This is a genomic window from Streptomyces sp. NPDC048288 (genome assembly GCF_043201555.1).
GTDB lineage: Bacteria > Actinomycetota > Actinomycetes > Streptomycetales > Streptomycetaceae > Streptomyces.
The window spans coordinates 77,051-89,252 of record NZ_JBICZD010000010.1; the positions used below are offsets into that span (position 1 = coordinate 77,051).

Consider the following 12,202-nt stretch of genomic DNA (forward strand, 5'->3'; position numbering starts at 1 on the left):
AGCCACCCGCTCCACGGGGGAGAACGACCATGCCCGGCATCGACGCCGTCACCCAGCCCCGCCCGCTCACCTGCGCGTCCAGCCGCGCGGCCCGAGAACTGGGCCTGAAGCGCGGCGAGTTCGACCTCGCGGTGCATCTTGGCCGGATCCGCACGCTGCCGGACGAGGGTGGCGGTGGCGGCCGCCGCGTCCCACGCACCGAGATCGACCGGCTCCTGACCCGGGCCGAATCCCTCCGCGAGAGCGTGCGGGTCGTGGGGACGGCCGAGGGCGCGGCCCTCATGAAGATCCCGGCGAGCAGGTTCACCCGCTTCGCCAAACTCGGCCTGACAACCCCCGTGAAGTGGTACCCGAACCGCTACCGGGCCGTGGTCTGGCTCTATCTGGCCGAGGAGCTACGGCGGTTCGCGGCCGACGAGAAGAACGCGCGGCTGCTCACCGGCCGTACCCCCGAAGACCTGCGCGACCGGCTGAACGCGGGCGCGGACCAGCGGGCCCGGAACTGGCGGGGACGCCACTGCGGTTTCCTGCTGAGGCAGGCGGACGGGCCGTGGGAGCGGGCCGGAGCGGTGGCGGGCTTCCTGGAACCCGAAGAGATCGACGAGGTTCTGACGGACCCTCACGAGCGCCTGTACATCAGGTCCCTCCGGTCGGCCCCGCCCGCCCACGGCGCGCCGGGCTCGCCGGCCGCGCAGCTCGCCGAGGAACTCATGACGGCGGACGACCCGGACGAGATCGGCTGGTTCCGGAGCGACCTCGCACGGGAGGTGGCCCAAGCCCGCACACTCCGGCCGGCGCCCCGCCCAGCCGCCCCGACCCAGAACTCCGCCGCCCCGACTCCAGGCCCAGTCGTACCGCCCCAGCACCCGGCGCCGCCGCGGCCCGCGCACGGCCTGCGTGCATGGCTCCGCCGCAGAAGCCCGCGCCTCGCCCACTGAACCGGGCACTGCGAGTCCGAACTACAGGGCCCGGAACAGACCTTCCTGGACGACCGACACCAGCAGCCGCCCCTCCAGGTCGTAGACCCGCCCGCGGGCCAGGCCCAGTCCGCCCGTGGCGATGGGGGACTCCTGCTCGTACAGGAACCACTCGTCCGCGCGGAACGGCCGGTGGAACCACATCGCGTGATCCAGCGAGGCGATGTCGAAGCTCCGCGGCCCCCACAGCGGTTCGACCGGGACGCGCACCGCGTCCAGCAGGGTCATGTCGCTGGCGTAGGTCAGCGCGCAGGTGTGCACCAGCGGGTCGTCGCCCAGCGGGCCGACCGCGCGCATCCACACCGCGCTGCGGGGCTCGGCGCCCGCTATCTCCTCGGGGTGCCAGCGCAGCCGGTCCACATAGCGGATGTCGAAGGGCTGCCGACGCGCCATCCGCTCCAACCGCTCCGGCAGCTCGCCCAGATGCTTGCGGATCTCCTCCGCGAGCGTGGGCAGCGACTCCGGGTGCGGCACCTCGCGGAACGGCGGCAACTGGTGCTCGAAGGCTCCCACCTCAGGCTTGTGGAAGGAGGCGGTCAGATTGAAGATCGTGCGTCCCTGCTGCACGGCGGTGACCCGGCGCGTCGTGAACGACCGCCCGTCCCTGACCCGTTCGACCTGGTACACGATCGGCACCCCCGGCCGGCCGGGGCGCAGGAAGTACGCGTGCAGCGAGTGCACCGGGCGGTCGTTCTCCACGGTGCGGCTGGCGGCGACCAGCGCCTGCCCGGCCACCTGCCCGCCGAAGACCCGCTGGAGGGACTCGTGGGGGCTGCGGCCGCGGAAGATGTTGACCTCGATCTGCTCCAGGTCGAGCAGGTCGACCAGTCTCTCGGCCGGGTTCGTCATGGGCGGGTTTCTCCTGGGGTCGGGGCAGGCCGGGGCAGGCCCGGTCGGATCAGAGCTGGCCGACATCGGTGACACGGACGATCGCGCGGCCCTCGGCGTCGGAGGCCGTCAGGTCGATCTCCGCGCTGATGCCCCAGTCGTGGTCGCTGTTCGGGTCGTCGAAGATCTGGCGGACCCGCCACAGCGCGTTCTGCGGTTCCTCCTGGATGACGAGCAGCTTGGGGCCGCGGGCGTCGGGGCCGGTGCCCAGGTCCTCGTACTCGTCCCAGTACTTGTCCATGGCCTCGCCCCAGGCGTCGGCGTCCCAGCCGGACTCCGCGTCCATCTCGCCCAGTTCCTCGACGTGGTCGAGGGCGGCCAGCTCCACGCGCCGGAACATCGCGTTGCGGACCAGGACCCGGAAGGCGCGCGCGTTGGCGGTGACCGGCTTGACCTCGTCGGCCTTCTCCTGGGCCTCCTCGGCGGTCATCTCCTCCGGGTTGGCGAGCTGCTCCCACTCGTCCAGCAGGCTGGAGTCGACCTGGCGGACCATCTCGCCCAGCCACTCGATCAGGTCCTGCAGGTCCTCGGACTTGAGGTCGTCCGGGATGTTGTGGTCGAGGGCCTTGTAGGCGCTCGCCAGGTAGCGCAGCACGATGCCCTCGGTGCGGGCGAGCTCGTAGACCGACACCAACTCCGTGAAGGTCAGCGCCCGTTCGTACATGTCACGGATGACCGACTTCGGCGACAGCGGGTGGTCGCCGACCCAGGGGTGGCTCTTGCGGTACGTGTTGTACGCGTGGAAGAGCAACTCCTCCAGCGGCTTCGGGTAGGTGACGTCCTGGAGGCGCTCCATGCGCTCCTCGTACTCGACGCCGTCCGCCTTCATCGCGGCGACGGCCTCGCCCTTCGCCTTGTTCATCTGGGCGGCCAGGATCTGGCGCGGGTCGTCCAGGGTGGACTCGACGACGGACACCATGTCGAGGGCGTAGGACGGCGATTCGGGGTCGAGGAGTTCGAACGCGGCCAGGGCGAAGGTCGACAGCGGCTGGTTGAGCGCGAAGTCCTGCTGCAGGTCGACCGTGAGCCGGACGATGCGGCCGGTGGCGTCGGGCTCGTCGAGCTTCTCGACGATGCCGCCGTCGAGCAGCGAGCGGTAGATGGCGATCGCCCGGCGGATGTGCCGCAGCTGCTGCTTGCGCGGCTCGTGGTTGTCCTCCAGCAGATGGCGCATCGCGTCGAAGGCGTTGCCCGGGCGGGCGATCACCGACAGCAGCATCGTGTGCGTCACCCGGAAACGCGACGTCAGCGGCTCCGGCTCGGACGCGATCAGCTTCTCGAAGGTGGTCTCCGACCAGGCGACGAAGCCCTCCGGCGCCTTCTTGCGCACCACCTTGCGCCGCTTCTTCGGGTCGTCGCCCGCCTTCGCCAGCGCCTTCTCGTTCTCGATGACGTGCTCGGGGGCCTGCGCCACCACAAGGCCCGCCGTGTCGAACCCCGCGCGCCCCGCGCGGCCGGCGATCTGGTGGAACTCGCGGGCGCGCAGGGTGCGCACCCGGTTGCCGTCGTACTTGGTGAGGGCGGTGAACAGCACCGTGCGGATGGGCACGTTGACGCCCACGCCCAGGGTGTCGGTACCGCAGATGACCTTCAGCAGACCGGCCTGGGCGAGCTTCTCCACCAGGCGTCGGTACTTGGGGAGCATCCCGGCGTGGTGCACACCGATGCCGTGCCGGACGTACCGGGAGAGGTTCTGGCCGAACTTGGTGGTGAACCGGAAGTTGCCGATCAGCTCGGCGATCTGCTCCTTCTCCTCCTTCGAGGACATGTTGATGCTCATCAGCGCCTGCGCCCGCTCCACCGCCTGTGCCTGCGTGAAGTGCACGATGTACACCGGCGCCTGCCGGCTCTCCAGGAGCTCGGTGAGCGTCTCGGTCATCGGGGTGAACTGGTACTCGTAGGAGAGCGGCACCGGGCGGGTCGCCGAGCGGACCACCGCGGTGGTCCGGCCGGTGCGGCGGGTCAGGTCCTTCTCGAAGAAGGAGACGTCGCCGAGGGTGGCCGACATCAGGATGAACTGCGCCTGGGGCAGTTCGAGCAGCGGGATCTGCCAGGCCCAGCCGCGGTCGCCCTCCGCGTAGAAGTGGAACTCGTCCATGACGACCTGGCCGACGTCCGCCTGCCTGCCGTCGCGCAGGGCGATGGAGGCGAGCACCTCGGCGGTGCAGCAGATGACGGGCGCGTCGGAGTTCACGGAGGCGTCGCCGGTGAGCATGCCGACGTTCTCGGTCCCGAAGATCTTGCACAGCTCGAAGAACTTCTCCGACACCAGCGCCTTGATCGGAGCCGTGTAGAAGGTGACCTCGTCCCGGGCGAGCGCGGCGAAGTGCGCGCCCGCGGCGATCATGCTCTTGCCGGAGCCGGTCGGCGTCGACACGATCACGTTCGCCCCGGAGACCGCCTCGATCAGCGCCTCCTCCTGGTGCGGGTAGAGCGTGAGGCCACGCTCCTGGGCCCAGGACTCGAAGGCTTCGTAGAGGGCGTCGGGGTCGGCGGTCGGCGGCAGTCGATCGATGAGGGTCACGGACCCATCTTGCCTGGCCTTGGTGGTGAGAGGGGAATCGGCTGCGAGCACGAAGATCATGGCCGCTACGCTGTGTCGCCGACGGAGCGTCATCGCACCCGGTCAACTGGACAGCGGTATACGAGGAATGGGGCGGGCAACGGCCATGATGGGACCAGCACACTCACTGTCGGGGGCCGCCGCCTGGCTCGGCGTAGGAGCCGCGGCGGCAGCGGCCGGGCACGCGATGCCCTGGCCGGTACTGCTGGTCGGGGCGCTGATCTGCGCCGGCGCCGCGCTCGCCCCGGACCTCGACCACAAGGCCGCCACCATTTCGCGCGCCTTCGGACCGCTCTCGCGCTGGCTCTGCGAGATCGTCGACAAGCTCTCCTACGCCGTCTACAAGGCGACCCGCAAGCCCGGCGACCCGCGCCGCAACGGCGGGCACCGCACCCTGACCCACACCTGGGTGTGGGCGGCGATGATCGGCGGAGGCTGCTCGGCCGCGGCGATCCTGGGCGGCCGGTGGGCGGTGCTTGCGATCCTCTTCGCCCACATGGTGCTGGCGATCGAGGGGCTGCTGTGGCGGGCCGCCCGCGGCTCCAGCAGCGATGTGCTGGTGTGGCTGCTGGCGGCGACCAGCGCCTGGATCCTGGCGGAAGTCCTGGACAAGCCGGGCAACGGCGCGGACTGGCTGTTCACCCAGCCCGGCCAGGAGTACCTGTGGCTGGGGCTGCCGGTGGTGCTGGGAGCGCTGGTGCACGACATCGGGGACGCGCTGACGGTCTCCGGCTGCCCGATCCTGTGGCCCATCCCGATCGGCCGCAAGCGCTGGTACCCGCTGGGCCCGCCGAAGATGATGCGGTTCCGCGCGGGCAGCTGGGTCGAGCTGAAGGTGCTGATGCCCGTGTTCATGGTGCTGGGCGGCATAGGCTGCGCCGCCGCCCTCAACGTGATCTGACCCCGAGGAGGCCCCGAGGGCCAGGGTCAGCCGGCCTTCCCCGAGCCGTTCCCGTAGCGGCGCTCGAAGGCGGCGACGCGGCCCTCGGTGTCCACCGTGCGGGCCTTGCCCGTGTAGAAGGGGTGGCTCTCGGAGGAGATCTCCACGTCGACCACGGGGTAGGTCTGGCCGTCGTCCCACTCGATGGTCTGCTCGCTGGTCGCGGTCGACCGGGTCAGGAACGCGTATCCGGCGGCCCGGTCACGGAAGACCACGGGGTGGTAGTCGGGGTGCTTGTCCTGCTGCATGGCGGCTCCTCGGACAGGGCGGTCGGGGCGGTCGGGCGCGGACGGCACGGCTCAGCCGTAGGCGGTGTCCTCGTCGACGATGTGCATCGCGGCCTCCTCGGCGGAGGCCCCGGCGCCGTCGATGCCGATGTCGGTGGCGACCAGGCCGTTCTCGTCGTCCTCGTGCGCCCCCTCGTTCGGGGCCACCAGGCGGCCGGAGCGCAGATCGCCGACCTCGTTGTCCAGGAGTTCGCCGTCGCTGCCCTGGCAGTCGCCGATGCCGTCGTCGTCCGGGACGCCCGGATCGGGCAGCTCCTCTGCGAGCCGCTGGTCCAGGGTCTCGCCCCGGTGGCGCTCCGCCGCGGTCACCCCGGTGTGCTCCACGGCCCACGGCCGCTCGGGCGGGGACCAGCCGCGGTCCAGGGGATCGCTGACGCCGTCGGACTCCAGCGTGTCCTCCACGTCGAGCAGTCCCGTGTCCTCGCGGATCTCGGATCCGTCGGGCTGGTAGACGTCGTCCCCCCATCCGTCGGCGGTGGTCACGGCTACCTCCAGGGAGTGAGGACGCGGTCCGCGGGGCGGGCCGCCGGCACGCTCGGCACGGGTCTCACACGGCGTGAACCCTGCGGTTCCCGGTCGGTTCCCGCACCGGTGCCGCTCTCCAGCCTTCCACCCCTGCTCGCACCCGCGCAACGGCACGGGGCGCGACCTGCGGCGCGCACCCCGTGCCAGGGCCCGTCACCCGTGCCACGACCGCCACAGCGCCGCGTAGGGCCCGCCGGCGGTCACCAGCTCGTCATGGCTGCCGAGCTCGCTGATCCGGCCGTTCTCGACCACGGCGATGACATCCGCGTCATGGGCGGTGTGCAGCCGGTGGGCGATGGCGACCACGGTGCGGCCGTCCAGGACCCGGGCCAGGGACCGCTCCAGATGGCGGGCCGCCCGCGGGTCCAGGAGCGAGGTCGCCTCGTCCAGGACCAGGGTGTGCGGGTCGGCCAGCACCAGCCGGGCCAGCGCGATCTGCTGGGCCTGCGCCGGGGTCAGCGCGAGGCCGCCCGAGCCGACCTCGGTGTCCAGACCCTCCTCCAGGGCCCGCGCCCAGCCGTCCGCGTCGACCGCCCCCAGGGCCGCCCACAGCTCGGCTTCCTCGGCGTCGGTCCGGGCCAGCAGCAGGTTGTCGCGCAGGGAGCCCACGAAGACGTGGTGCTCCTGGTTGACGAGGGCCACGTGCGAGCGGACCCGTTCGGCGGTCATCCGGGACAGCTCCGCGCCGCCCAGCGTGATCCGGCCGTCCCGGGGCGCGTAGATCCCGGCGAGCAGCCGGCCCAGGGTGGACTTGCCCGCGCCCGAGGGGCCGACCAGGGCCAGCCGGGTACCGGGCGCCACCTCCAGGGAGACCTGGCGCAGCACGTCGACGCCCTGCAGGTAGCCGAAGCGGACCTGGTCCGCGTGGACCTCCCGGCCCAAGGGGGCCAGCGCGGCGTCCCCGGCGTCGGGCTCGATGTCCCGCACGCCGACCAGCCGGGCCAGCGACACCTGGGCGACCTGGACCTCGTCGTACCAGCGCAGGATCAGGTTGATCGGCTCGACGAGCATCTGGGCGATGAGCGCGCCCGTGGTCAGCTGGCCGACGTCGATCCAGCCGTGCAGGACGAACACCCCGCCGATCACGAGCACCGAACCGAGCACCACGGTGTGCGTGGCGTTCAGCGCCGGGAAGAGCACCGAGCGCAGCCACAGCGTGTAGCGCTCCCAGGCCGTCCACTCCTTGATCCGGCGGTCGGACAGGGCGATCCGCCGGGCACCGAGGCGGTGTGCCTCGATGGTGTGACCGGCGTCCACGGACTCCGCGAGGGCGGCGGCCACGGCCGCGTACCCGGCGGCCTCGGAGCGGTAGGCGGCGGGCGCCCGCCTGAAGTACCAGCGGCAGACGGCGATCAGGATCGGCAGGGCGAGCAGCACGGTGGCGGCCAGCGGCGGTGCCGTGACGACGAGCCCGCCGAGCAGCAGCGCCACCCACACCACGCCGATCGACAGCTGCGGCACGGCCTCGCGCATCGCGTTGCCGAGCCGGTCGATGTCGGTGGTGATCCGGGACAGCAGATCACCGGTGCCGGCCCGCTCCAGCACGCCCGGCGGCAGCCCGACCGAGCGGATGAGGAAGTCCTCGCGCAGGTCGGCCAGCATCCGCTCGCCGAGCACCGCGCCCCGCTGCCGCACCTCGCGCACGAAGACGGCCTGGACGGCGAGGGCGAGGGCGAACAGGCCGATGGTCAGGCCCAGATGGAGCTCACGGGTACCGTCCGAGACCCGTTCCACGAGCCCGCCGAGCAGGTACGGGCCGACCATGGACGCGACGACGGCCACCGCGTTGACGGCGATCAGGAGGAAGAAGGCCCGGCGGTGCCGGCGGAACAGCTCGGCCACGTAGGCGCGGACGGTCGCGGTGGCGCCGACGGGCAGGGTGGTGGCCGTGGTCGGGGCCGCCGGGTCGTACTCCGGTGGCGCGACGCCGATCATGCGCTCTCCTCGATCTCTTCCAGTGCCGCGCCGCGCAGCGCGACCTCGTCGTCCGCGGGGTTCCGGCGGGCGGTCTCCTCGGCGGTCTCCCGGGTCACCACCGCGCGGTACCGGGGCTCGGTGCGCACCAGCTCGCGGTGCACGCCGACCGTGACGACCTCGCCCTCGTGGACGAGGACGACCCGTTCGGCCCGGTCGAGCAGCAGCGGCGAGGAGGTGAACACCACGGTCGTACGGCCGGACCGCAGCTCCCGGAGGCCCTCCGCGATCCGTGCCTCCGTGTGGGAGTCGACGGCGGAGGTCGGTTCGTCCAGGACGAGCACCTCCGGGTCGGTGACCAGCGACCGGGCCAGGGCGAGCCGCTGGCGCTGCCCGCCGGACAGCGAGCGGCCCCGCTCGGTGATCCGGGCGTCCATCGGGTCGCTGACCTCCAACGAGCCCTGGACCAGGGCCTCCAGGACGTCCGCGCACTGGGCGGCGGCCAGCGCGTCCGCCGCGCGCACCGCCCCCGAGGCCGGCACGTCGAACAGCTCGCGGAGCGAACCGGACAGCAGCACCGGGTCCTTGTCCTGGACGAGGACGGCGGTCCGGGCGGCCTCCAGGGGCAGCTCGTCCAGCGGTACACCGCCGAGCAGCACGGAGGGGCCGGCCTCGGCGGGGTGGCCGCCCAGCCGTGCGGCGAGGAGACCGGCCGCGTCGGGGTCGCCGCAGACCACCGCGGTCAGCCGGCCCGCGGGCGCCAGCAGACCGGTGGCCGGGTCGTACAGGTCGCCGTCCGGCACCGTGTCCGCGCGTGAGCCGCCGGTGTCCGTGGCCCGCTCCAGGGAGAGCACCCGCGCGGCCCGCTTCGCCGAGGGACGGGAGAAGGAGTAGGCCATGGCGATCTCGGTGAAGTGCTGCAGCGGGTAGTTGAGCATCATGACCGCGCTGTAGACGGTGACCAGTTCGCCGACGGTGACGCGGCCCTCGCGGGCGAGCTGGACACCGCGCCAGAGGACCGCGATCAGCAGCAGCCCGGGCACCAGCACCTGGATGGCGGAGATCAGCGACCACATCCGGGCGCTGCGCACCGCCGCGCGCCGCACCTCCTGGGAGGCGCGCCGGTAGCGGTCGAGGAAGAGGTCCTCGCCGCCGATGCCGCGCAGTACCCGCAGCCCCGCGACGGTGTCCGAGGCCAGCTCGGTGGCCCGGCCGGCCTTGGTGCGCTGGAAGTCGGCGCGCCGGGTCGCCCGGGGCAGCAGCGGCAGCACCGCCAGCGCCACCAGGGGCAGACCGGCGGCGACCATCCAGCCGAGCGCGGGCTGGTAGAGGAGCAGGGCGACGGCGACCACGACCACGGTCACCGCGGCCGCGGTGAAGCGGGAGACCGCCTCGACGAACCAGCCGATCTTCTCGACGTCGCCGGTGGAGACCGCGACCACCTCGCCGGCCGCGACCCGGCGGGTCAGCGCCGAGCCCAGCAGGGCGGCCTTGCGGGCGAGCAGCTGCTGGACGCGGGCGGCGGCGGTGATCCAGTTGGTGACGGCGGTGCGGTGCAGGAAGGTGTCGCCGACGGCGATCGCCGTGCCGCACACCACCAGCAGACCGCCCGTCAGGGCCAGCCGGGTGCCGGACCGGTCGACGACGGCCTGGACGGCGAGGCCCACACAGAACGGGAGCGCGCAGACGGACACGAAGTGCAACAGGCCCCAGGCCAGCGAGGTGAACTGGCCGCCCAGCTGGTTCCGCCCGAGCCACCACAGGAATCGGGGACCCGAACGCGCGTCGGGCACGCCCGGATCGGAGTACGGAAGATCTTGAATCTGCATGGCGTCCCAGCGGCTTGTGTCGGGGGAGGGGGAGGTGGCGACAAGCCGTGAAAGGTTCGCGTCGTAGCGTGGTCGAAATCAAACGGTTTTCCCGGGCGGCCGTCGAAATCCACTGCCTTCCGGACAGGGTCCGACGCCCGTCGTGCGAGGAACGGTCGGTGGTTCACGGCCTGGTCGAGCCGTTCTGCTGCCCGGGTCCACCGGCCGCGCCGGCGGGGGCGGTCACCAGGTCGACGTCGTCCGCGCGGACGTAGGCGAGCCGGTGACCGAGCTGGATCTCGTAGTACTTCTCGTGGCCCAGCACCACGGGCTGCGGTGTGGCGGAGAAGAACGACCTGTCGACGTAGGAACTGCCGACGGCGGCCTGGGTCACATACCGCTGACCCGCCCGGATGGTGTAGGGGAGCGGCGACTCCGACTCCTCCTCCACGCCCTCCGGATAGGCCTCCTCCTCCGGGAGGGCCCGGCCGAACGCCGGGATCTCGTCCAGTCCCTCCTTCGGCGTGATCATGCGCCCGCTCGCGCCGACGGCCGTCGGGTGGTCCTTGGGGTTCCTGAACCAGGCCTTGTTGCCCTGGAACCAGATCGCCGTCCACTCGCCGCTGCGGTCGGCGACGGCGAAGACCTGGCCGGTGGAGACGCGCGAACCGAGGTCGCTGACGTCCTCGGTGGAGTCGTCGCCGTCCGGCCTGCGGCCCGGGTCCTGGATCAGCGGGGCGTTCTCGTCCGGTTCGGTGTGCAGGCGGACGGCGCTGGAGCCGTGCGGCTTGCACTTCTTGCCGTCACCGTCGCACCCCGTGTACCGCGGCTGGTAGGTGGCGTAGTCCGGCAGGATCATCACCATGTCGCTGTCCGGTCCGGCGGTGGCCTTCAGCGGTGCGCCCAGCAGCTCGAAGTAGTGCCGCCAGTCCCAGTACGGGCCAGGGTCCTCGTGCATCTCGGGGATGCTGTCGGCGGTCGGGGACGGCACGTTGTCATGGCCGAAGATGTGCTGCCGGTCCATCGGGACGTCGTACTTCTTCGCCAGGTAGCGCACCAGGCGCGCCGAGGACCGGTACATCTGCTCCGTGTACCAGGTCCCGGGGTGGGCGAGGAAACCCTCATGCTCGATGCCGATCGAGCGGGCGTTGACGAACTTGCTGCCGGAGTGCCAGGCCTCGTCCTTGGTCCTGACGTGCTGGGTGACATGACCGTCGGTGGAACGGATCGAGTAGTGCCAGGACGCCTCCGTCGGATCCTGCACGGTCTTGAACATGTTCGGCAGGTTCGACTCGGTGTCGTGGATGACGATGTACTCGATCCGCTGGTCCCGGGGACGGTCGGCCAGGTCGTGGTTGCCGTAGTCGCCGTCGTCGTCGATCTCCTCGTACGGCGCGGCGAGCCAGTCGCAGGTCAGGTCGGCGGGGCACTCGACGTTCTTCGGCCGCCGCGCGGACTGCGGGCCGGGGTGCGGGCGGACGCCGGGGGAGGCCGGCAGCGTGACGTCCTGCCCCTCGGCGGTGGTCCGGTGCGCTCCCCGGCGGATCAGGCCGAAGACGTCGTCGGCGTAGGTGGCGGCCGAGGTGACGTCGGGGGTGCCGGGGAAACGTTCCACCGCCTGCCACCAGTCCTCCGGGCGGACACTGAGCGGCTTGCCGAGATGCCGCTGGGTGGCGGCCAGCAGGGCCGCGCCGCCGCGCACGTTGGCGACGGCGTCCGTCCGCAGCTGCCCGGCCGGGGTCCTGATCAGCCGTGCGGCGCGTTGCAGGTCCGCCGGCTGCACGGTGTGACCGCCCGGAGCGCCCGAGGCGCCCGAACCCCCCGTTCCGCCCGAACCCGCTGGACCGCCCGAACCCGCTGGACCGCCCGAGCCGCTCGGTCCGCCCGCCGTCAGTTCGCGCGGCACGGTGGTCCGCCCGTCCGCCTCGACCGGGCCCGCCGCCGGTGCCGCGGCCTGGGCCTGGCCGGTGTCCACCAGGTGCATCGGCCCGTAGCCGCCCGCGACGCTGGGCGCGCCGGGATGGGCGTCCCAGCGCGACTGCATGTAGGACACGCTCATGAGCACACTGCGCGGTACGTGGAACTCGCGTGCGGCGTCCGTGAAGGCGTTCTGCAGTCGTTGGCCCTCCGCCTCGTCGTCGCCGGACGACGGGAGGATGAGCAGCGGTGGCAGCATCGCCGCCGTCGCGAGCAGGCAGGCCGTCCGGCGGCAGATCCGGGCGGTGTCGGGCACACGTGGAGCGACAGTTCTTCTCATACCAGAGGGTCTCCAACCGCTTGCAGAGGGTCTCCCACCACGC

At 72.1% G+C, this 12,202-nt stretch carries 9 protein-coding genes; 2 read left to right on the forward strand and 7 right to left on the reverse strand.

The window, feature by feature from the left end; all coding sequences use genetic code 11:
* Positions 1–29 precede the first annotated feature (29 nt).
* Positions 30–938, forward strand: a complete 909-nt coding sequence (locus ACGFZS_RS32605; protein WP_393798095.1) for a DUF6397 family protein — start codon at positions 30–32, stop codon at positions 936–938.
* Positions 939–959: 21 nt separating this feature from the next.
* Here the strand turns inward: ACGFZS_RS32605 and ACGFZS_RS32610 are convergent, their stop codons facing one another.
* Complete coding sequence (locus ACGFZS_RS32610) at positions 960–1,826, reverse strand: acyl-CoA thioesterase II (RefSeq protein ID WP_365694527.1); 867 nt, start codon at positions 1,824–1,826, stop codon at positions 960–962.
* Positions 1,827–1,875: 49 nt separating this feature from the next.
* The gene (locus ACGFZS_RS32615) at positions 1,876–4,389 is read right to left on the reverse strand and encodes a DUF3516 domain-containing protein (protein WP_365694525.1); all 2,514 of its coding nucleotides are present in this window, start codon (positions 4,387–4,389) and stop codon (positions 1,876–1,878) included.
* A 145-nt stretch (positions 4,390–4,534) separates the two neighbouring features.
* On the opposite strand from ACGFZS_RS32615, the gene ACGFZS_RS32620 reads away from it, so the two are divergent.
* Positions 4,535–5,329: a metal-dependent hydrolase gene (locus tag ACGFZS_RS32620; protein WP_355711962.1), complete on the forward strand. Its 795-nt coding sequence runs from the start codon at positions 4,535–4,537 to the stop codon at positions 5,327–5,329.
* A gap of 26 nt (positions 5,330–5,355) precedes the next feature.
* On the opposite strand, the gene ACGFZS_RS32625 is transcribed toward ACGFZS_RS32620, so the two are convergent.
* From ACGFZS_RS32625 to ACGFZS_RS32645, 5 genes are all read right to left on the reverse strand, one after another.
* Complete coding sequence (locus ACGFZS_RS32625; protein WP_355711964.1) at positions 5,356–5,616, reverse strand: type B 50S ribosomal protein L31; 261 nt, start codon at positions 5,614–5,616, stop codon at positions 5,356–5,358.
* 51 nt (positions 5,617–5,667) lie between these two features.
* Positions 5,668–6,138 (reverse strand): DUF5709 domain-containing protein, encoded by a 471-nt coding sequence (locus ACGFZS_RS32630; RefSeq protein ID WP_365694521.1) that lies wholly within the window; start codon positions 6,136–6,138, stop codon positions 5,668–5,670.
* A 195-nt stretch (positions 6,139–6,333) separates the two neighbouring features.
* A complete protein-coding gene (locus tag ACGFZS_RS32635) occupies positions 6,334–8,115 on the reverse strand; it encodes an ABC transporter ATP-binding protein (protein WP_393798096.1) in 1,782 nt (593 codons plus the stop codon).
* Positions 8,112–9,923, reverse strand: coding sequence for an ABC transporter transmembrane domain-containing protein (locus ACGFZS_RS32640; RefSeq protein ID WP_393798097.1), 1,812 nt, complete (start codon positions 9,921–9,923; stop codon positions 8,112–8,114). Before ACGFZS_RS32640 ends, ACGFZS_RS32635 begins: the two co-directional genes overlap by 4 nt.
* A 163-nt stretch (positions 9,924–10,086) precedes the next feature.
* Positions 10,087–12,159 carry an N-acetylmuramoyl-L-alanine amidase gene (locus ACGFZS_RS32645; protein WP_393798098.1) on the reverse strand — a complete coding sequence of 691 codons (2,073 nt, stop codon included), beginning with the start codon at positions 12,157–12,159 and terminating at the stop codon, positions 10,087–10,089.
* Positions 12,160–12,202: the final 43 nt, after the last annotated feature.